The sequence below is a fragment of the Demequina sp. TMPB413 genome, assembly GCF_020447105.2.
Lineage (GTDB): Bacteria > Actinomycetota > Actinomycetes > Actinomycetales > Demequinaceae > Demequina.
Window position 1 is genome coordinate 1,117,201 of sequence record NZ_CP096184.1, and the last position, 17,768, is coordinate 1,134,968.

At 63.7% G+C, this 17,768-nt stretch carries 13 protein-coding genes and 1 tRNA gene; 3 read left to right on the forward strand and 11 right to left on the reverse strand.

Features of this window, described 5'->3' with window-relative positions:
- Positions 1 to 484 precede the first annotated feature (484 nt).
- Positions 485 to 1,759: an ABC transporter substrate-binding protein gene (locus LGT36_RS05385; protein ID WP_226095499.1), complete on the reverse strand. Its 1,275-nt coding sequence runs from the start codon at positions 1,757 to 1,759 to the stop codon at positions 485 to 487.
- A gap of 191 nt (positions 1,760 to 1,950) precedes the next feature.
- Complete coding sequence (locus LGT36_RS05390) at positions 1,951 to 2,562, reverse strand: ANTAR domain-containing response regulator (protein ID WP_226095500.1); 612 nt, start codon at positions 2,560 to 2,562, stop codon at positions 1,951 to 1,953.
- A gap of 21 nt (positions 2,563 to 2,583) precedes the next feature.
- Between LGT36_RS05390 and LGT36_RS05395 the strand changes: the two genes are divergently transcribed.
- Positions 2,584 to 2,657: transfer RNA gene (locus LGT36_RS05395), tRNA-Leu, on the forward strand.
- A gap of 39 nt (positions 2,658 to 2,696) precedes the next feature.
- Here LGT36_RS05395 and LGT36_RS05400 read toward each other — a convergent pair.
- Positions 2,697 to 3,050 carry a nuclear transport factor 2 family protein gene (locus tag LGT36_RS05400; protein ID WP_226095501.1) on the reverse strand — a complete coding sequence of 118 codons (354 nt, stop codon included), beginning with the start codon at positions 3,048 to 3,050 and terminating at the stop codon, positions 2,697 to 2,699.
- 172 nt (positions 3,051 to 3,222) lie between these two features.
- On the opposite strand from LGT36_RS05400, the gene LGT36_RS05405 reads away from it, so the two are divergent.
- Positions 3,223 to 4,218: an ion channel gene (locus LGT36_RS05405; RefSeq protein WP_226095502.1), complete on the forward strand. Its 996-nt coding sequence runs from the start codon at positions 3,223 to 3,225 to the stop codon at positions 4,216 to 4,218.
- On the opposite strand, the gene LGT36_RS05410 is transcribed toward LGT36_RS05405, so the two are convergent.
- The 4 genes from LGT36_RS05410 to LGT36_RS05425 are packed head-to-tail and all read right to left on the reverse strand — an operon-like array spanning position 4,215 to position 7,970.
- Positions 4,215 to 4,889 carry a response regulator transcription factor gene (locus tag LGT36_RS05410; RefSeq protein WP_226095503.1) on the reverse strand — a complete coding sequence of 225 codons (675 nt, stop codon included), beginning with the start codon at positions 4,887 to 4,889 and terminating at the stop codon, positions 4,215 to 4,217. The two genes, LGT36_RS05405 and LGT36_RS05410, sit on opposite strands and share 4 nt — an antisense overlap.
- Positions 4,886 to 6,130, reverse strand: a complete 1,245-nt coding sequence (locus tag LGT36_RS05415; RefSeq protein ID WP_226095504.1) for a sensor histidine kinase — start codon at positions 6,128 to 6,130, stop codon at positions 4,886 to 4,888. Before LGT36_RS05415 ends, LGT36_RS05410 begins: the two co-directional genes overlap by 4 nt.
- 35 nt (positions 6,131 to 6,165) lie before the next feature.
- Positions 6,166 to 7,014: an ABC transporter permease subunit gene (locus tag LGT36_RS05420; RefSeq protein ID WP_226095505.1), complete on the reverse strand. Its 849-nt coding sequence runs from the start codon at positions 7,012 to 7,014 to the stop codon at positions 6,166 to 6,168.
- Positions 7,011 to 7,970 carry an ABC transporter ATP-binding protein gene (locus LGT36_RS05425; protein WP_226095506.1) on the reverse strand — a complete coding sequence of 320 codons (960 nt, stop codon included), beginning with the start codon at positions 7,968 to 7,970 and terminating at the stop codon, positions 7,011 to 7,013. The genes LGT36_RS05420 and LGT36_RS05425 overlap by 4 nt, the downstream gene beginning before the upstream one ends.
- Positions 7,971 to 8,156: 186 nt before the next feature.
- On the opposite strand from LGT36_RS05425, the gene LGT36_RS05430 reads away from it, so the two are divergent.
- Positions 8,157 to 8,630 carry a methylglyoxal synthase gene (locus LGT36_RS05430; protein WP_226095507.1) on the forward strand — a complete coding sequence of 158 codons (474 nt, stop codon included), beginning with the start codon at positions 8,157 to 8,159 and terminating at the stop codon, positions 8,628 to 8,630.
- Positions 8,631 to 8,653: 23 nt separating this feature from the next.
- Here the strand turns inward: LGT36_RS05430 and gtfA are convergent, their stop codons facing one another.
- The 4 genes from gtfA to gltB all read right to left on the reverse strand — a co-directional run bounded on the left by gtfA (position 8,654) and on the right by gltB (position 17,738).
- Positions 8,654 to 10,150 carry a sucrose phosphorylase gene (gtfA, locus tag LGT36_RS05435; protein ID WP_226264481.1) on the reverse strand — a complete coding sequence of 499 codons (1,497 nt, stop codon included), beginning with the start codon at positions 10,148 to 10,150 and terminating at the stop codon, positions 8,654 to 8,656.
- Positions 10,151 to 10,305: 155 nt separating this feature from the next.
- A complete protein-coding gene (gene pyk / locus LGT36_RS05440; RefSeq protein WP_226095734.1) occupies positions 10,306 to 11,724 on the reverse strand; it encodes a pyruvate kinase in 1,419 nt (472 codons plus the stop codon).
- Between the two features lie 19 nt (positions 11,725 to 11,743).
- Entirely contained in the window at positions 11,744 to 13,213 is a 1,470-nt protein-coding gene (locus LGT36_RS05445; protein WP_226095735.1) for a glutamate synthase subunit beta, read from the reverse strand.
- Positions 13,206 to 17,738 carry a glutamate synthase large subunit gene (gene gltB, locus LGT36_RS05450; protein ID WP_226095736.1) on the reverse strand — a complete coding sequence of 1,511 codons (4,533 nt, stop codon included), beginning with the start codon at positions 17,736 to 17,738 and terminating at the stop codon, positions 13,206 to 13,208. Before gltB ends, LGT36_RS05445 begins: the two co-directional genes overlap by 8 nt.
- Between the last annotated feature and the right edge of the window lie 30 nt (positions 17,739 to 17,768).

Genomic DNA, 17,768 nt, shown 5'->3' on the forward strand with positions numbered 1-17,768 from the left:
CCACACCGTCCTTAGTGGTTCGTTTTGTACCGCCACACGGCTCACACCGTCGGTAGTGGTTCATTTCGTACCGCCATGCCGGCCACACCGTCAGTAGTGGCTCGATCCGTACCAGTGCGGGTTGAGCGACCAGTTCTCGCCACGCCACGCGGGCGACGGACAGACCGCATTGCGCCTCCCTTGAGGCATTCGTTAGCGAACGCCACCGGTACGGATTGAGCCACTGGCGGCGGATCGGCCCGCTAGGCGGTACAAATCGAGCCATGTGGGGCGGTGGACGCTGAAGTTGGTACGGATTGAGCCACTGGCGGCGGATCGAGCCGCTAGGCGGTACAGATCAAGCCATTTGCGAGGCGCTTGGAGCTCGAGGCCGGGGCTTGGAGGCCTTGGCTGGAGGCCTTGGCTGGAGGCCGGGACTAGAGTGCGCGCGCATGCGAAAGGGCCCCGGCCGAAGCCGGGGCCCTTCGCTGTCGTGACGGGAGGCCTAGACCTCGCCGTACACCGCCTCGGTCCACTGCGGGACGTTGGCGTCATCGAACACATACACACCCACGTAGGCGCTTGCTGGGTCGTTGTCCTCGTTGAACGGGCCAACGCCTGCCACTGCCTGGTAGATGATGTCCTCGCCAGCAAGGATCAGCTCGGAGCACTCAACCCAGCCGGTGCACTCGGTGCCACCGTTCGCGCCGGAGACCGCCGCGAGGTTGTCGGCCACTGTCTGGCCGTCAGTGCCTTCTCCCTTGAGAGCCGCCAAAGCAACGAGCATCGTCGCGTCATACGACTCTGCACCGTAGGCGTAGGAGTCCAGCTTGCCGCCGTTGACGTCGTCAAGAAGAGCCTTGAAGTCATCGGATGGGTTCGCACCAGGGATCGTCCCCTTGGCACCGGTCATGACGCCCGCCTCAAAGTCGGCGGAGTAGTCGGCCGTGTTGCCGTCGGTGAAGTACAGCTTGTCGGCCGGGTAACCAGCACCCACCAGCGCGGGAATGATGTTCTTGGTCTGGTCGAAGGCGATCACAAGGATGCCGTCAGGCTGGGTCGCGATGACGTCCTGAACGATCGACTCGAAGTTGGAGGCATCCGTCTGGAACTCGTCGCCAGCCTTGCCGTAGGTGATCTCGCCGCCGTTTTCCTCGACGACGCCCTGGACGACGTCGCGCAGGGACGTGCCGTAGTCGTCGGCGAAGACGAGCACGCCGAGCTTCTGGATGCCGTCGTTGACGATGAGGTTTCCGAGCGCGGAGCCCTGAACCGTGTCCGGCGGCGCGGTGCGGAAGTAGAACGGCGAGTAGCCGGACAGCGCGGTCGACGTGTTCGCGGGAGAGATCTGGACGATCCCGGCATTCGCGATGTCATCGACGACGTTGAGCGACACCGACGACGAGGCGGCGCCAACGATGGCCGCTACCTCATCCGCGATGAGCGCCGAGACCGACTGCGCAGCGATCTGCGGGTTGTCGGTGTCGGACGAGTCCTGGTGAATGATCTCCACGTTGGAGTCAAAGATGCCCCCAGCGTCGTTAATCTCCTTGGCTGCGAGCTCGACGCCAGCAACCTCAGGCGGGCCGAGGAAGGCCAGCGAGCCAGTCAAGGGCAGGAGCGAACCGATCTTGAGTCCGTCAGAGCTGGTGCCGCCGCCGTCGCCGCTTGCAGTGGGGCCGGTCGAGTCATCGTCACCGCTAGACGAGCATGCCGCCAGGGCAAGGGACGCGACAGCCGCGAATGCGGCGCCACGTGCGATGGTGTTCCATCGAGCCATGTTTTTCCCTCCATACAGGTACGGCGGGCACAGCCCGCCGGGGCCACCACGAGGACGATCCTCGCAGGTAGTTGACTTCACCGTACCTGCGGCAAATTACGGCCATGGGTCGCGAGGGTCACGATTTCGTGACCTTAGTCACGGGTCTCCTGTGCTAGAGGAGGACCGCTACCAGGGCCAATGAGGGAGTGCTACTTGGCGTCCATCTGCTCAATGACGGCCTCGGCCACCTCACGCATCGTCAAGCGACGGTCCATGGACGTCTTCTGGATCCACCGGAACGCCTCTGGTTCATTCAGCTGCATCTTCTCCATGAGGAGTCCCTTGGCGCGCTCGACGCGCTTGCGCGTCTCCATGCGCTCGGTGATGTCCGCGATCTCGTTCTCGAGAGCTCTAATCTCGACAAAGCGCGACGCCGCGATCTCTACCGCAGGAAGCAAGTCTGCCGGAGTGAAGGGCTTCACGACGTAAGCCATGGCACCTGCATCCCTGGCACGCTCGACCAACTCCGTCTGCGAGAACGCGGTCAGCAGCACCACGGGAGCGAGTCGCTCTTTGGCGATGATTTCTGCGGCGCTGATGCCGTCCATGATCGGCATCTTCACATCCGTCACGACCACGTCGGGCTTGAGTTCCCTGGCAAGCTTCACGCACTCCTCGCCGTTCGAGGCCTCGCCGACGACGTCATAGCCGCCTTCGCGGAGCGTCTCGACGATATCCATGCGGATGAGGGCTTCGTCTTCGGCGACGATGGCGCGGCGTTGAGCGGCACGCGCTCCAGATTGTTCTGTACTCTCGTTCACACGCGCTAGCCTAGTGGCCGCGCCCCGATAGCCCAACCGGCAGAGGCATACGGCTCAAACCCGTACCAGTGTGGGTTCGAATCCCACTCGGGGCACTCGTCAAGTGACAAGCACCCGTCAGGCGTGCACCGCCGCTAGTCCTCCGTGGGGTGCGCGGAGTAGTGGATCGTCTGGGCAACGATGACGCCGTGCTGAACGACGTATGAGTCGGCCCCGTCGTGAACCTGCATGCTCCGACTTCTCCCGGTCCACTGCAGCATTCCATAGACGTCCTCCACTAGGACCTGGTGGTACTGATAGTTGCCCTCTGGGAGGTAGGAGTTGAGGACGGCCGCAGTGCGTCGAACGGCATCCTTGCCTCGTTGCACGCCTTCTCCCCAGGTCAGGAGGACGACGTCGTCCGCATAGTTGCGGTCGAGGTCGCCTTCGAGATCACCGACCTTCCGGCAGTGCAGGTGATCCTCGATGACGTCTCGTGACGAACGCATCTTGCCTGTCTAGCATTCGCTCGCTCCACGGGCAACGCAAGGACTACAGCAGCGTCGCCGACGGTTGTCTCCAGCGGCGGTGTATGCGGCACTTATACCTCGCCCGGAAGCGTGCAAGCACATAGCCGACGCTGACGGCGCATCTGCCAGAACGCCGTGCTAAACAGGTGTGATGGACCTCATGCTTCTTGGCGGTGTCGTCCTCATCGTCGTCGCCATCGTGGACGCCTTGTGGACGACACTCTGGGTTGATAGGGCGGCGGGCCCCGTCACCTCAAGGACAAGCAGCTTCGCGTGGCATGCCGCGTTACGTCTCCTGAGGCGACGCCACGGAGCGCTCAGCGCTTGTGGCCCTGTGATACTCATCGGCACCGTCGTCGGTTGGCTGACGGCCCTGTGGGCCGGATGGGTTCTGGTTTACGCCTCTGACCCGAACTCCCTCGTTGGTGCCGGCGACGTCGACGCTCCCGGCTGGACCGGTCGGATGTGGTACGCAGGCTATGCGATCTTCACGATGGGCAACGGTGACTTCCTCCCACGCGAAGGGGCGTGGCAGGTCATCTCCATCCTCCCGACGGCGACAGGCATGTTCCTCGTGACGATGGCCGTGACCTACTTGCTTTCTGTGGTCTCTGCTGCCACTCAGAAGCGAGCCTTCGCCAGTGCTGTGCACGGAGTGGGCCATGAGGGCGCCGAGGTGGCATTGAGCGGATGGGACGGCAACGACTTGCGCTCGCTTGACCTGAACTTGTCGAGCTTGAGCACGCAACTCACGGCTCTGACAGAAAAGTACTTGTCCTACCCCGTGCTGCAGTACTACCACGCGGCCCGGCCAGACAAGTCTCCCGCCGTAGCGATCGCGGTGCTAGATGACGCCTTGATGCTGATGAGCCTTGGTGTGGATCCAAGCGCCAGGCCGTCGGAGCCAAGCTTGAGAGCCGCCCGGTCCAGCGTGTCGACCTTTCTCCAGACCCTCGATGTCTCCTTCATCCCCAAGGCTGCGGCCACTCCCCCTGCGCCGTCACTTGATCGGCTTAGGACCGCGGGGATTCCCACCGTCACCGACGAAGAGTTCGCCGACGCTCTAGCGGGTTTCGAAGAACACAGACGGCGCGTGTTGGGCCTCGTGCGCAACGACGGGTGGGTCTGGCTTCCCGACCGCACCTAATGTTCCAAGAGGCCTGACTCGTACGCCACAATGACGGCCTGCACCCGGTCGCGGACCTCAAGCTTGGCCAAGATGTTTCCGACGTGCGTCTTGACGGTGGCCTCAGAGAGGAAGAATTCCTCGGCAATCTCCCCATTGGAGAGCCCGCGCGCAACCGCACCCAGCATCTCCAGTTCGCGCGGCGTGAGGCTTGCCAAGCGCGTGTCACCTGTCACCGCGTCAGCACCGCCATGTGCGGGCAGTAACGGAGCAAACATCTCAAGCATCCGCTTGGTCACCCGCGGGGCCACGACCGCATCACCAGCGGCGACAGTGCGAATCGCCGCGACGAGCGTTGCCGGTTCCGTGTCCTTGAGAAGGAACCCGCTGGCGCCTCCCCGCAATGCTGCGAAGGCGTACTCGTCCAGGTCGAAGGTCGTGAGGACCAGCACCCTCACCTGCGGAAACTCGGCGACGATACGCTTCGTCGCGTCGATCCCGTTCATGCCAGGCATACGTACGTCCATCAGCACGACGTCCGGCTCGAGCGCCTTGACCTGTGTCAGCGCCGTAGCGCCATCGCTCGCCTCGCCCACCACTTCGAGATCCTCTTGAGCATCGAGCACCATGGCGAAACCCATCCGCATGAGCGGCTGATCGTCAACCAAGAGCACGCGAATCGAGACCGTCATGATGGTGCCTCCCTATGCGGAATCTTCACGTGTACTCGCCATCCGCTGTCCAGCGGTCCCGCCTCAACCGTCCCCCCGAAGAGCTCGACTCGCTCACGCATGCCCACGAGTCCAAGACCCGCGCCATCGGATTCAGGGCCGGGCATCACTCCGCCCTGGTCGATGACCGTCACTTCCCAACCGTCAGCGAGATGGTTCAGCTGTACGTCAACCCATGCAGTGCCTGGAGCATGCCGGAGCACGTTGGTGAGCGACTCTTGAACGACGCGATACAGCGCGAGACGCAGGCCGGTGTCCGCAGGTGGCTCGAGGCCAATCCCTTCCGCACGCACCGTCAAGCCGGCTGTGCGAAACCGTTCGATGAGGCTGGTGAGATCCTGCCCTTGGCCCGTCGGCTCGAGCGGCGCATCGTCGTCCGAAAGCGCTCCAAGCACGCGACGCATGTCTCGTAGCGCCGCGCGCCCCGTAGAGGTCAGTTCGGTCAAGGCCGTGCGGCTCCTGTCGGGAGTTCGTTCGAGTGTCGCGGCGGCGCCGTCGGCGAGAGTAATCATGACGGACAGGCTGTGCGCCACGACGTCGTGCATTTCGCGCGCGATGCGGCTGCGTTCCGCCGCACGAGCAAGTTGTGCCTGCCGATCCCTGTCGCGAGCAAGAGCATTCGCCCGCTCCATGAGGTCAGCGAGGTGTTCGCGGCGGCTGCGGACGCTATTGCCAATCGCCATGGCCGCGAGAGCGAAAATGAGAATCTGAGCAGTGGTGCCGACGCGGTCGTCCGTGACCATATAGGTCCCGTCGTCTCCTCGCACCATCACGTCGGGGCTCGGGTCCTCCCATACCCACACGGCTGCCACGAGGGCCGCGCAGGCAAGGGAGGCCGCCAGCCACGCGATCACGACGCGCCGTGACGTCACCACCGCATAGAGGGCGAAACCCAGTGCGATCTCGAGCCCCCCTAGCGATCCCGTAACGGCCAAGGACGCGATGCCGAGACCAACGACGACGCTCGCTACAGGGAGTGGTCGGGAACGGCGCCATACAAGCGCGAGGGCCGCCGCAACGGCGAACGCAAGGCCCACGATGACGGGCCGCGAGGACCCAGCGCCCGCGTCCGTCGTTCCCGCGAGAAGCAACACGACGCCGACCACCACAGCGTCCATCGCTCGCGGCCGGGTCACGAAGAAGCGACGGACCGGGCCCAAGCGCCGAGAGTTTAGCTCGGTGAAGGGCCCGGTCTCAGTCACAGTGTCACTCTCCCATGTGCGTTGCACGCGCGCCGTTAGGCGTCCCGGCGGCGCAGCGTGATCGCCGCAAGGGCACCGAGCACGAGCACCCAGGTCACGAGCACCGCATAGCCTGCCCACGGTGAGAGATGTGCGCCTTCAGTCATGGCATTGGTCGCTTCGAGGGTCTCCGAGTCGAAAAGGATCCTGCGACCGGCGCTTGAGGGAAGGAAGGGGCTGATCAGCTCGATGGCCCGCACGGGAATCATCATGAGGACGTTCTCGATGACCAACAGCAGTGCAATCACAGCAGTGAGCGCCGCAGCACTGTGGCGCACTAGAGCACCGATGACGAAGGCGAATCCCGCGATAGCCATCAGGTACAGCGGTAGGCCTACCGTCATGCGGAGCGTCTCTGGGTCAGTGAGGTCGAAACGCGCGTCGAGCTGGTCGTGCCACGGCATCGTCGCGACGTAGGACAGCGCCATGGAGACAAGCGAAATGCCTGCGACGACGGTGCTGAGCACCAGCGCCTTGGCTGCGAGGACAGGCACGCGCTGCGGAACAGCCGCGAGCGTCGACCGGATCATCCCTGTCGAGTACTCACCGGAGATGGTCAATACGCCCAGGACAGCGACCGCTAGCTGGGCCATCTGGTAGCCAGCACTGAGCAGTTGCGCCGTGTTCATCGGCCCTGAACCCGCATCGACTGCGTCGATGCTGGAACCCCAGGCGGCGAGCATGCTGATTCCCACCATGACGGCCACAGTGGCGACCAGGGTCCATGCGGTGGATCGAACGGTCCAGAACTTGATCCACTCGGCGTGTACGCTGCGACCGAGCGACTGCGGCTTCACGGCCACTGTCGGTCGGAAGGTGACGGGTTGGGTGGCTGTCGTCGTCATCGCGATGCTCCTTGCTTCTGCGGCGCCGCGCCGCTGTCGGTTGAGGTGCCAACGGGAGTGGAGTGGTACTCGACCTCGTCAGCGGTGAGTTGCAGGTAGGCGTCCTCGAGGGAACTGCTGACCGGCGTGAGTTCGTGGAGTGGCAGGCCTGCCGCCGCAGCGGCGTCGCCCACCTCGATGGCGGTGGCACCAGTGATATCCAACAGCCCTGGCTCGCTGACGGTAACGCCGGCACCCGTCCTGCGGAGCAGCTCCTCGAGCTCGTTGGCACGCGGGCTACGGACGCGCACCTTGGCACCAGAAGCACTCGCAACAACGTCCGCTACGGGGGCGTCCGCAAGCACGTGGCCGCGTCCTACCACGATGAGGTGATCAGCAGTCAGTGCCATCTCACTCATGAGGTGGGAGGACAGGAACACGGTGCGTCCCTGGCTTGCGAGGTACTTGGTGAGATTGCGCACCCACAAGACACCCTCTGGGTCGAGGCCGTTGACCGGCTCGTCGAGAATGAGCGTCTGTGGGTCGCCGAGCAGTGCTGAGGCGATCCCGAGGCGCTGCCCCATGCCGAGCGAGAAGCCGCCGACACGCTTGTTGGCGACTGTTCCCAGCCCCGTCATGTCGATGACCTCGTCGACGCGCTTGATCGAGATGCCGTGGGTTGCCGCCATGGCCCGCAAGTGGTTGCGGGCGGTACGGCCCGTGTGGATCGCCTTGGCGTCGAGAAGCACGCCGACCTCTTGGAGCGGGGCGCGGTGTTGCGCGTAGCGGCTGCCATTGACGGTCACCGAGCCGTCCGTGGGACGGTCGAGACCCACGATCATGCGCATCGTCGTTGACTTCCCCGCACCGTTTGGTCCCAAGAAGCCAGTGACACGGCCGGGCTCGACCGTAAAGGACATGTGGTCCACTGCAGTAGTGGGGCCGTACCGCTTGGTCAGCCCTTGTGCCTCGATCATGGTTTCCTCCTCGTAGTGCCTCCCTCATGGGGACAGCTCCACGCTATGAGCCGGCAGACGCTGGCGACACCGCCCGTCGGATGAAGTCGATTGCCGTCTCATCTACGACGTAGGGATGAGCTATCCCCCCTCAGCAGGACCCGCCGGAGTCCAAGCAGTCATCCATTCTCACGCCATACTGGCCGCATGGCTGATAAGAACGCGAAGCGCACCAACGAAGCGAAGCGACACATTGCCCTCGTCGCGCACGACAACAAAAAGGTTGCGCTCTTGGAGTGGGCAGGGTTCAACAAGGAGACGCTGGCCAAGCACCATCTGTACGCGACAGGCACCACGGGAACAATGCTGACGTTCGAGTTGGGGCTTCGCGTCAACCGTTTCCTCTCAGGGCCGGTCGGCGGTGACCAGCAGATTGGCGCGAAGATCGCGGAAGGCACCATCGACACGCTCATCTTCTTCTGGGACCCGCTCGAGGCACAGCCTCACGATCCCGACGTCAAGGCTTTGCTACGCATCGGCGCCGTGTGGAACATCCCGATGGCGTCGAATATCGCAACGGCCGACTTCCTGATCTCGTCGCCGCTGTTCGCCGAACCCTACGATCGCGTGGTCCCTGACCTCGGCGACAGAGACTGGGAAACGCTGCGCGAGTCGCACTGATCTCCGAAGGCGACGGTGCTCGACTACGACAAGATCGGCGGGTCGGTGAGGAGGTCGTCAGTGCGCCCCTCGATCCCGTGGTGAGACCATGCAAGACTGACCGACGCGTCGGCGACGTTGACGGTGAGTTCTGCCCAGTCTCGCCAGTCTTTCCAATGCAAAGTGAGCGTCTTGGCGTCATCTGACAAGCCAAAGACGTGATCGCCATCGAACACGGGAAAGGTGCTCCGGAACTTGCACAGCGCCATGAGGGCAGCCACCACGGGGCGCTGGAGGTCGACGGCGATCTCGTCCCATGCGTAGTAGTGACGGTTGATGTCGCGGCCGATCCCCGTGCGTTCGAGCAGTTCCACGTCGTTCCGCCCAGCGAGCGCGCCCACGTAATACACCTGAGGGATTCCCGGGACAAAGAACTGAATCGCTCGCGCCGCGAGGTAAGCATGGTCATCGGCGCCCAGGGCGTCATAGAACGTGCAGTTCACCTGGTAAAGATCTAGATTCGAGGCAGCAGCGCCGGTCGCCGCTGCGCTCGATCCGCCCGACATCGCATGCATGGTGCTCACGAGGGCGTCAATGGCCTCTGGCGGGAGCAAGCCGGGGCTGTCTGGCTGTGATTGGTCAGCACCCACGTCGATCACCCCGATCCCGTCGTGGGTATCCAGCACGGTCACCGCGTTGTCGGGACGCACCTCAAGCCACTCGTGAAGGGCTTTCGCATTGCCGGTGTACAGCGAGTGAAGGACCAGCGGTGGCAACGCAAAGTCGTACACCCTGTCGACGGCACGGCCAATCTCGATTTGCCTGCGGTAGTACGAATGCACCTCCACCAGCACCTCAAGTCCCTTGGCGCGCGCCTTCGCGGTGAAGTCGGCGATGAAGGCGAACGTCTCTTCCGTCATAAACGACGAGGTGCCGCGAGTCTTGACCGCGTAACCCACCGCGTCGAGGCGCACGATGCTCGCTCCAGAGGCGGCGACCGCGTCAAGGATGGTATCGAGGTAGCGCTCCGTCACCGGGTGAGCGATATCAATGTCGATCTGCTGGGGCGTGAAGGTGGTCCACACGAGTCGGAGCTCCCCGCCGACGCGATAGGGCGTGAAGGGCAACCCTGGCCGGGGTCGGTAGATTCTGGTGAGTTCCGCCTCCCTCGCTCCGTTTGGGAAGACCGTTGACATCGTCAGGAACATGCCATCGTGTGGCGAGTCCCCGCCACGCTCGCACCAGTCGGCAAACGCTGCTGAGTTGCTCGACACGTGATTGACGATCAGGTCGACCATCACGTCGCGATCCTTGCCAAGCGCCGCGAGATCCTCCCAGGTACCCAACCGCGGATCGACCTGGGCGTGGTCGACAGGGTCGAATCCAGCGTCGGCGCCGTCAAAGGGCGTGAAGAACGGCAACACGTGCACGCCGCCGAACGCGCTAGCCCACGGTTCGCTCGCCAAGATCTTCCCGAGGCCCTGCAGATCACCGGCAAGGCGGTCGGCGTAGGTGATCAGTTGGACTGCATTGCGCGTCATGGCTACCACTCCCCTGGTCCCGCCGGCGCCTCGTTGCGCCGATTGGTTGGCTTGTCTCGCCCCGTCATCTCCACTCTAGGACGCCTCGCGCTCGCCCGCACCAAGAGAAGAGGGCCCGCCGATGTGAATCGACGGGCCCTCAACGTCTGGGAGCGCTAGCTGCGCACCTGGCCAACCTTGTGCACGAAGATGGAGTTGGTGGTGCCAGGGATGCCGACGGGCGTTCCTGAGACGACGACGATGTAGTCGCCATCCACCGCGCGGCCGGTTTCCTTCAGCAGCGAATCGACGTTGACGACCATCTCATCCGTGTTGTCGGCCTTCGCCACCAGTTCCGCCCTGACGCCCCACGAGAGTGCGAGGCGCTTTTGCGTCTTCGGGTTTGGCGTGAGCGCAATCATGGGCGTCTCGGGACGCAGGCGAGACATGCGCTGCGCGGAGTCTCCTGACTGCGTGAACGTCACGATGTACTTCACATCGAGCTTCTCGGCAATCTCCGACGCTGCATGAGTGATCGCGCCACCACGGGTCTTCGGGGTCGCCGTGTACGGCGCAATGCGGTGGCGACCCTTCTGCTCCGTGTTCTGGATGATGCGGGCCATCGTCTCGACCGTGACGATCGGGAAGTCACCCACTGAGGTCTCGCCGGAAAGCATCACAGCGTCGGCACCATCGAGGATGGCGTTGGCGCAGTCTGAGGTCTCCGCACGCGTGGGCACTGGTGAGTGCGTCATGGACTCGAGCACCTGAGTGGCGACAATGACGGGCTTGGCCTGCGAACGGCACATCTCGATCGCGAGCTTCTGCACGAGCGGCACCTCTTCGAGCGGCAGCTCAACACCAAGGTCTCCGCGCGCCACCATTACGCCATCGAAAGCGTCAACGATCTCTTCGAGGTTCGCGACGGCCTGCGGCTTCTCCACCTTGGCGATGACGGGGAGGGTGATCCCCTCTTCCGCCATGATGCGCGCGACGTCCTCGTAGTCCTTGGCGGAGCGTACGAACGACAACGCGATGAAGTCTGCGCCCAAGTGAAGGCCCCAGCGAAGGTCTGACTCGTCCTTCTCCGAGAGCGCCGGCACTGACACTGCCACACCAGGAAGGTTGATTCCCTTGTTGTTCGATACGGCACCAGGCACGACCACCTTGGTCACGACGTCGGTGTCGCTCACTTCGATGACCTCAAGGCGTACCTTGCCATCGTCGATCAGCAGGGCGTCGCCCACGTTGCAGTCGGCTGGCAGGCCCTTGAAAGTGGTCCCGCAGATATCCTTGGTTCCCACGACGTCACGAGTCGTGATGGTGAACACGTCACCAACGGCGAGTTCGTGAGGTCCGTCGGCGAACTTCTCGAGGCGGATCTTCGGCCCCTGCAGGTCGACCAACACCGCGACGTTCCGGCCAGCCTCTTCTGCGGCCTGGCGGACGTTGTTGTAAACGGCCTGGTGCTCTTCTTCACTACCGTGTGAACGGTTGATGCGGGCGACGTCCATTCCCGCATCCACCAGCTTGCGCATGTTCTCCAGCGACGAGGTCGCTGGGCCGATGGTGCAGACAATCTTGGCGTTTCGCATGTTCTCCAACCTAGGGTTTTCAGGCCCGCAGCGCGAGAGTTCTCGCGGTCACGGGTGCCGGCAGCTCGGTGCTGCCGGTGAGGTATGTATCGATGGCAGCCGCTGCTGCTCTGCCTTCAGCAATCGCCCACACCACGAGCGACTGGCCGCGGCCTGCGTCGCCTGCGACGAAGACACCGTCGACGGCAGTAGCGAACTGGTCGTTGCGCGCGACGGTGCCGCGCGGAGTGAAGCCAATGTGCTCCAACTGACCGAGCGTGTCCCGCTGCGGTCCTGTGAAGCCCATCGACAGAAGTACGAGATCCGCAGGGATCTCTTCCTCCGTGCCAGGCGCCGGGCCGCGAGTGCCGTCCGGCATGATCTGGGTGCGTGCCAGTCGCAACGAGGTGACGTGTTCGTCTTCGTCGGCGAGAAACTCCACACTTGAGGCGAGGAACTTGCGCTCCCCTCCCTCTTCGTGAGAACTCGACACGTCAAACAGCATGGGGTGCGTTGGCCACGGCTGCGACTTGGGGTCGCGCTGTTCAGACGGCTGCACGCCGATGGCAAGCGTCGTGACCGACTTGGCGCCTTGACGCAGCGCGGTGCCGAGGCAGTCCGAGCCGGTGTCGCCACCGCCGATGATGATCACGTGCTTGTCCTTTGCGGTGATCTGACGCTCGACGGTGTCGCCTGCTGCCACCTTGTTGCTCTGGGTGAGGTACGGCATCGCGAAGTGGATGCCCCTATATCGTCTCCCAGGAATCGGCAGATCGCGCGGGACGGTGGACCCAGTGCAGATGAGCACCGCGTCATAGCGGGCGCGTAGATCGTCCCACTTGATGTCCTTGCCGATCTCCGTCGACGTGCGGAACCTGGTGCCCTCTGCTTCCATCTGCGCGACGCGCCTGTCGATGTGGATCTTCTCCATTTTGAAGTCAGGCACGCCGTAACGCATCAGACCGCCGATGCGGTCGTCCTTCTCAAACACGGCGACCGTGTGGCCCGCACGAGTGAGTTGCTGAGCAGCCGCGAGCCCAGCGGGGCCCGAACCCACGACAGCGACCGTCCTGCCGGTCTGGCGAGTCGCTTCGAGAGGCTTCACTGTGCCGCGTTCAAAAGCCTCGTCAATGATCGAGACCTCGATGTTCTTGATCGTCACCGCAGGCTGGTTGATACCAAGGACGCAACTGGTCTCACACGGAGCAGGGCAAATCCTGCCAGTGAACTCCGGGAAATTGTTCGTCGCGTGAAGGCGATCAAGTGCGTCGTCCCACTGACCGCGCCACACGAGGTCGTTCCATTCAGGAATGAGGTTCCCGAGTGGGCAACCCTGGTGGCAAAACGGGATTCCGCAATCCATGCATCGACCGGCTTGCCGGTTGAGCGCCTCCGGGTCTTTGTCGAGTTCGTCCTTGACGTACTTCCAGTCAAGCAACCTCACCGGAACGGGGCGGCTCTTGGGGAGCTCCCTCTCGCGGTGCTTCAAGAATCCACGCGGATCAGCCACCGGTCACCTCCAAGAATGTGTCCCATGCGCCTGGCGCCTGCAAGTCTTCGCCCTTGGCGTCCAGTTCGGCAAGTGCATCACGCACTCGCGCATACTGAGCAGGCAGAACGCGGGTGAAGCGCTCCACCGAAGCGTCCCACGTCGCGAGCAGTTCACGCCCGCGTGGCGAGTCCGTCTCGGCCACGTGGGTCTCGATGAGCGAGCGCACAATGGTGACGTCTTCTGCATCGAGCGGGCTGAGCGTCAGTTCGCCAGAAGCAAGGGCTTCCTTGTTCACCCGCTCCGACCGCAAATCGAGCACGTAGGCCGTTCCTCCCGACATTCCTGCGCCGAAGTTGCGCCCGGTGCGTCCGAGAATCACGGCGGTGCCGCCGGTCATGTACTCGAGACCGTGGTCGCCGACCCCTTCGACGACGGCGGAGGCACCCGAGTTGCGGACCAGGAAGCGTTCGCCCACCTGCCCGCGCAACAGGATCTGTCCGCTCGTCGCTCCGTAGCCGATGACGTTACCTGCGATGACGTCCAACGCATCGTTCAATGCGGCCGACTTGTCGGGCCTGACGATGACGCGACCGCCAGAGAGGCCCTTCGCGACGTAGTCATTCGCGTCGCCGAACAGCCTCAACGTGATGCCTCGTGGAACAAATGCCCCGAAGGACTGACCGGCAGAGCCAGTGAGCTGCACGTTGATCGTGTCGTCGGGAAGGCCGTCGCCCTTGTAGCGCGACGTGACTTCGTATCCGAGCATCGTGCCCACCGTGCGGTTGGTGTTGCGCACGTCGTGTACCAAGTGGACAGGCGTGCCATTGTCGAGCGCCGCCTTCGCCTCCTTGATGAAGGTCAGGTCGAGTGCCTTGTCAAGCGCGTGATCCTGGGCGACCGACTGGTGCAAGGCAGCGCCCTTCGGTGGCACTGCGAGTAGAGGCGAGAGGTCGAGGCCCTTCGCCTTCCAGTGTTCGACGGCCGCGCGCGTGTCAAGCAGCTCAACGTGGCCGACGGCCTCTTCGATCGACCTGAACCCCAAACGGGCGAGAAGCTCGCGCACTTGCTGCGCGATGAACTCGAAGAATGTCTCGACGAACTGCGGCTTTCCCGTGTACCGCTCCCGCAGTTCCGGGTTTTGGGTGGCAACGCCGACGGGGCACGTGTCTTTGTGACACACCCTCATCATGATGCAGCCAGACACCACGAGCGGAGCGGTCGCGAAGCCGAACTCCTCGGCGCCCAGCAAAGCGGCCATCACCACATCGCGCCCTGTCTTCAGTTGCCCGTCGACCTGCACGACGATGCGATCGCGCAAGTCGTTGCGCACCAGAGTCTGTTGGGTGTCGGCGAGGCCGATCTCCCACGGAGCTCCGGCGTGCTTGAGGGAGTTCAGCGGGCTCGCGCCGGTGCCGCCATCCGAGCCGGAAATGAGCACGACGTCTGACTTGCACTTGGCCACGCCAGCGGCAATCGTGCCCACGCCCACTTCGGAGACGAGTTTGGTGTGAACACGCGCCTTCGGGTTGGAGTTCTTAAGGTCGTGGATGAGTTGCTTGAGATCCTCGATCGAGTAGATGTCGTGGTGCGGTGGCGGCGAGATCAGGCCGACGCCAGGGGTGGAGTGGCGCGTCTCTGCCACCCACGGATACACCTTCGCACCCGGCAACTGACCGCCCTCACCTGGCTTGGCGCCTTGAGCGAGCTTGATTTGCAGGTCGTCAGCGTTCACGAGGTACTCGCTGGTCACGCCAAAGCGACCGGAGGCCACCTGCTTGATCGCGCTGCGGCGCTCAGGGTCGTAGAGACGCTCAGGCGATTCGCCGCCCTCTCCAGTGTTCGACTTGCCGCCGAGCTTGTTCATCGCGACCGCGAGTGTCTCGTGCGCTTCTCTCGAGATGGAACCGTACGACATTGCTCCGGTGGTGAATCGCTTGACGATGTCGCGGATGTGTTCCACTTCTTCGATCGGGATGGGCTCCCGGTCAGAAGTGAAGTCAAGCAGCCCGCGGAGCGTCATGAGCCGCTTCGATTGGTTGTTCACGCGTTCCGCGTACTCGTTGAACACCGCGTACTGGCGGGTGCGGGTGGAGTGCTGGAGTTTGAAGACGGTCTCCGGGTCGAACAAGTGCTCTTCGCCGTCGCGACGCCACTGGTACTCGCCTCCGGAGTTCAGGCGTCGGTGCGCCGGGCGCTGACCAGAAGCAGGATAGGCGTCGGCGTGACGCTCGGCGACCTCACCCGCGATGACGTCGAGTCCCACGCCGTCAATCTGGCTGGGCGTGCCGGCGAAGTGCAAGTTCACCAGTTCGCGCGACAGGCCGATGGCCTCGAACACCTGCGCGCCACGATACGAAGCGATCGTCGAGATGCCCATCTTGGACATGATCTTGAGCACGCCCTTGCCGAGCGCCTTAATGAGGTTGTGGACGGCCTGCTCCGCGGTGATCCCCGTGATGTAGCCCCTGCTGACCAGGTCCTCGACCGTTTCCATCGCAAGGTAAGGGTTCACAGCGCCGACGCCGTAGCCGACCAGGAGCGCGACGTGGTGCACCTCGCGGACGTCGCCCGCCTCGACCACAAGGGAGAGCTGCGTGCGGTTGTGGTGACGCACCAAATGGTGGTGGACGGCCGACGTCAGCAGGAGAGAAGGAATGGGCGCGTGGTCCGCATCGGAATCCCTGTCGGACAGGATGAGGAACGACACGCCGTCTTCGAGCGCCTTGTCCACTTCCGCGAAGATCTCCTCGAGTCGCGACTCGAGCCCTGCGCCACCTGCGTGGACGTTGTACAGGCCCTTAATGCGGCGTGACGAGAACACTCCGCGCAGCGACGGGTCGGCGTCGATGTGGATGATCTTGGCCAACTCGTCGTTGTCGATGACAGGGAAGTCGAGAATGACCTTGCGAGCGTGTTCAGGGGTTCCCTCGAGGAGGTTTGGCTCTGGCCCAATCGCGCCACCGATGGCAGTGACGATCTCTTCCCTGATGGCGTCGAGCGGCGGGTTCGTCACTTGCGCAAAGATTTGCGTGAAGTAGTCGAACAGCAACTTGGGGCGGTTCGACAGGACCGCGATAGGGGTGTCTGATCCCATGGCACCGATCGGCTCTGCCGCCGTTCGCGCCATCGGTTCAAGAAGGATTCTCAGCTCTTCCTCGGTGTAACCGAAGGTGCGCTGGCGTCGTACAACAGATGCGCGGGAGTGCGTCACGTGTTCCCGCTCCGGCAGCTCGGCGAGCCTGACCGAGTGCTTGGCGATCCACTCGGCGTACGGGTGTTCCGCTGCGAGAGCAGACTTGACCTCGTCGTCCTCGACGATGCGACCAGCCTTGGTGTCGACCAGCAGCATGCGACCAGGCTGCAGGCGTCCCTTGCGAACGATCCGGGCGGGGTCGATATCGAGCAGGCCCGCCTCTGAGCCACACACCACCAAGCCATCGTCGGTCACCCAGAAACGCCCTGGACGCAGTCCGTTGCGGTCGAGAGTGGCGCCAATCAGGGTGCCGTCCGTGAAGTGGAGGGCTGCTGGGCCGTCCCACGGCTCAATCAGTGCCGAGTGATACTCGTAGAAGGCGCGGCGAGCGGGGTCCATCTCTGTGTTGTTCTGCCACGCCTCCGGCATCATCATCAGCACCGCGTGAGGAAGTGGGCGGCCAGCCAGATGGAGAAGTTCCAGAACCTCGTCGAAAGAGGCTGTGTCGGACGCCGACGGCGTGCACACCGGCATCAAGTCCTTCAGCTCACCCAAGAGGTCGGACTTCAAACGGCCCTCGCGGGCGGCGATCCAGTTGCGGTTTCCCCTCACCGTGTTGATCTCGCCGTTGTGCGCGATCAGGCGCAAAGGCTGCGCAAGCGGCCATGACGGGAAGGTGTTGGTGGAGAACCGAGAGTGAACGAGGGCAAGTTCGGAGGCATACAGCGGGTCGAGCAGGTCAGGGAACACCTGTTCCAGCTGATAGGTAGTGAGCATGCCCTTGTAGGTCAGCGTGCGTGCCGACAGCGAGGCGAAGAAAGGCCCTCCTGCGTTCTCCGCGCGCTTGCGTACCCGGTACAACTTGCGGTCAAGATCGACCCCTGACAGCTGCTCGGCCGCAACAAAGACCTGCCGGAAGGTGGGTGCTGCTGCTCGGGCCGACGGTCCCAGCGAGTCAAGCGCCACGGGCACGTCGCGCCAGCCCAGCACGGTCGCGTGCTCGTGGCGCGCCGCCGCCTCGAACGCTGCAATCTCTTCCGACTCCTTGCCGGGGGTCAGAAAGGCGAGGCCGACGCCATAGAAGCCGTTGTCTGGCACCTCAAAGTCCGTGTTTTCCACGAAGAATGCATGTGGGATCTGCGTGAGGATGCCTGCGCCGTCTCCCGTTTCCGTCTCTGCGCCAACGGCGCCGCGGTGTTCGAGATTCTTCAGAGCGGTCAGACCGAGATCGATAATGTCGCGCCCCGCGTGACCTCGCAGCGTCGCCACAAAGGCCACTCCGCACGCGTCGTGCTCGTAAGCCGGGTCGTACAGTCCCGACGTGGGCTCGTCACCACCAAGCGTGGCCATCACACCGTCCTTTGCCGTCCCGGCCTGTGG

What these genes read in the sequence shown, in the direction of transcription:
- LGT36_RS05385 (WP_226095499.1), bottom strand. Translation starts at nt 1,759, where the DNA reads ATGGCTCGATGGAACACCATCGCACGTGGCGCCGCATTCGCGGCTGTC.
- LGT36_RS05400 (WP_226095501.1), bottom strand. Translation starts at nt 3,050, where the DNA reads ATGCGTTCGTCACGAGACGTCATCGAGGATCACCTGCACTGCCGGAAG.
- LGT36_RS05405 (WP_226095502.1), top strand. Translation starts at nt 3,223, where the DNA reads ATGGACCTCATGCTTCTTGGCGGTGTCGTCCTCATCGTCGTCGCCATC.
- LGT36_RS05410 (WP_226095503.1), bottom strand. Translation starts at nt 4,889, where the DNA reads ATGACGGTCTCGATTCGCGTGCTCTTGGTTGACGATCAGCCGCTCATG.
- LGT36_RS05420 (WP_226095505.1), bottom strand. Translation starts at nt 7,014, where the DNA reads ATGACGACGACAGCCACCCAACCCGTCACCTTCCGACCGACAGTGGCC.
- LGT36_RS05425 (WP_226095506.1), bottom strand. Translation starts at nt 7,970, where the DNA reads ATGATCGAGGCACAAGGGCTGACCAAGCGGTACGGCCCCACTACTGCA.
- LGT36_RS05430 (WP_226095507.1), top strand. Translation starts at nt 8,157, where the DNA reads ATGGCTGATAAGAACGCGAAGCGCACCAACGAAGCGAAGCGACACATT.
- gtfA (WP_226264481.1), bottom strand. Translation starts at nt 10,150, where the DNA reads ATGACGCGCAATGCAGTCCAACTGATCACCTACGCCGACCGCCTTGCC.
- pyk (WP_226095734.1), bottom strand. Translation starts at nt 11,724, where the DNA reads ATGCGAAACGCCAAGATTGTCTGCACCATCGGCCCAGCGACCTCGTCG.
- gltB (WP_226095736.1), bottom strand. Translation starts at nt 17,738, where the DNA reads ATGGCCACGCTTGGTGGTGACGAGCCCACGTCGGGACTGTACGACCCG.